The following is a 2,150-nucleotide window of genomic DNA, read 5'->3' on the forward strand; positions in this document are numbered from 1 at the left end:
CGGGCGCGAGCGGGCGGGTGCGCGAGCGGGCGGAATGGGCACGCGACCCCGCTGGGACCGAGCGGAATCCACCCGCTCGCGCCGCGCCTTCCGAGCCCGTCTGCACGCGACGGCCGCGCCACCGTCGAGCGGGCGGAATGCACACGCGACCACGCTGGGGCCGAGCGGAATCCACCCGCTCGCACCGCGCCTCCCGACATGCCACCGGGCGGCCGCCCGTCCGGCCATCCGTCCACAATCGACCGCCTCCGTCAGCCATCCACAGATCACGGCGAGCGCCCGTCGCGGAGTCGTGTCAGCCACCACGCTGGCCCCATGCACGCTGACGCAACGTTCCCGATGGCCCTCCGCAGCCGACCGTTCCGCGTGCGGGAGGCACTGCACCGCGGCGTCAGCGAAGGTCGCCTCAGATCACGGAGGTTCCTCCGACCGTTCCACGGCATCCGCGCCTGGACCCGTCCGCAGACGCACGACGAACGCGCCCGAGCGGTCCAGCCGCGCCTGCGGTCGGACCAGGCGTTCAGCCACACGACCGCCGCGGCGATCCTCGGCGTCCCCCTCCCACGCCGACTCGAGCGCGATCCCCGTGTCCACGTGACGACGATCGGGACGGACCAAGCACTCCGCGTCCGCGGGACGATCGGGCATCGCGCCCGCCGGGGCAGACTCCAGGTGGTCCACTCGGGCACCGCCGCGCTGACCCACCCAGCCGACACGTTCATCGCGCTCGCGACCCTCCTGAGCCGCGACGAACTCATCGTGGTCGGAGACGCGCTCATCGGCTGGTTGGGCTGGTGCGACCATGCTGAGCTGGTCACCGCGGCTCGTCGCTACCGCGGCGCGAGGGGCATTCGTCGCGTGCGAGCAGCCCTCACCGAGATGCGCCCGGGATCCCGTTCTCCCGGTGAGACCAGGCTCCGGCTGGCCCTGACGAGGCGCGGACTGCCGCAACCCGTCCTCAACCACGACGTCGTGGTCGAGGGCCGCTGGATCGCCTGCGTCGATCTCGCCTACACGGACGCCCGGGTCGCGATCGAGTACGAAAGCGACCTCCACCGAACCGACGAACGCACGTTCCGCAAGGACATCACGCGCGGCGAGCACCTGAAGGACGCCGGCTGGTGGCTGCTGCGCGCCACCGCAGATGACGTCGGACCGGCGGTCGACGCTCTCGTCGCGCGCGTCCGTCGCCTCCTCGACGGTGCCTCGACCGGGAGGCACGACCCGCGCCCGACACGCCGGCCAGCGCCATGGAGATGAACAATGGTTGACGCTTCAACCAAACGTGTGCAGAATGGGTTAGCATCAACTTCGATGCAGGCGCATGGAATCGTGGTTCCGCCCGACGCCTGCTCGGGAACGCAGTCCACACGCTTCGAAGGAGTCACCATGACGCTCACCGCCTCGACCATCCCCGGCTACCAGACCGGCACCTGGAAGATCGACCCCACCCACTCGGAGGTCACGTTCTCGGTCCGCCACCTCGCGATCAGCAAGGTCAAGGGCAAGTTCGAGACCTTCGACGCCACCGTCGTCACCGCCGAGAACCCCCTCGAGTCGACCGTCGAGGCGAACATCGACGTCGCGTCGATCAACACCGGCCAGGAGCAGCGCGACCAGCACCTCAAGACGAGCGACTTCTTCCTCACCGAGGAGCACCCGCAGCTCACCTTCCGCTCGACGAGCATCGAGGCCAAGGGCGACGACCTGCACATCGCCGGCGACCTGACCCTGCGTGGCGTCACCAAGCCGGTCGTCCTCAAGGCCGAGCTCGGCGGCTTCACGACCGACGGCTACGGCCAGGTCAAGTTCGGCGCCGAGGCCACGACCAAGATCGACCGCACCGAGTTCGGCGTGAACTGGAACGCGGCGCTCGAGGCCGGTGGCTTCACGCTCGGCAACGACGTGACGATCAACCTCGACGTGCAGTTCGTCCTCCAGGCGGCCTGACACCTCGTCATCCCGACCCGCGGGTCATCGCGTTGCGCGTGACCTGAGGGCATCGAACCGCAGGACGCCGCAGTACCCGAGGCGAACGGCCCGGCTCCTCCCCCACGGAGCCGGGCCGTTCGTCGTTCCTGGGCGGTGGGCCGCGGGTTGCTGAGTGGCGGATGGTTGCGCGCCCGTCGTCTCGGCAGCGCGCCCGTCGC

The 2,150-nt window shown here is 70.2% G+C and carries 2 protein-coding genes; both read left to right on the forward strand.

Features of this window, described 5'->3' with window-relative positions:
* The first annotated feature begins 315 nt into the window (after positions 1–315).
* Complete coding sequence (locus Q7F20_RS18475) at positions 316–1,260, forward strand: hypothetical protein (protein WP_305741515.1); 945 nt, start codon at positions 316–318, stop codon at positions 1,258–1,260.
* A gap of 129 nt (positions 1,261–1,389) precedes the next feature.
* Positions 1,390–1,950, forward strand: a complete 561-nt coding sequence (locus tag Q7F20_RS18480; RefSeq protein WP_070416635.1) for a YceI family protein — start codon at positions 1,390–1,392, stop codon at positions 1,948–1,950.
* Positions 1,951–2,150: the final 200 nt, after the last annotated feature.

Origin of the sequence: Curtobacterium sp. A7_M15 (assembly GCF_030705415.1) — a bacterium.
GTDB lineage: Bacteria > Actinomycetota > Actinomycetes > Actinomycetales > Microbacteriaceae > Curtobacterium.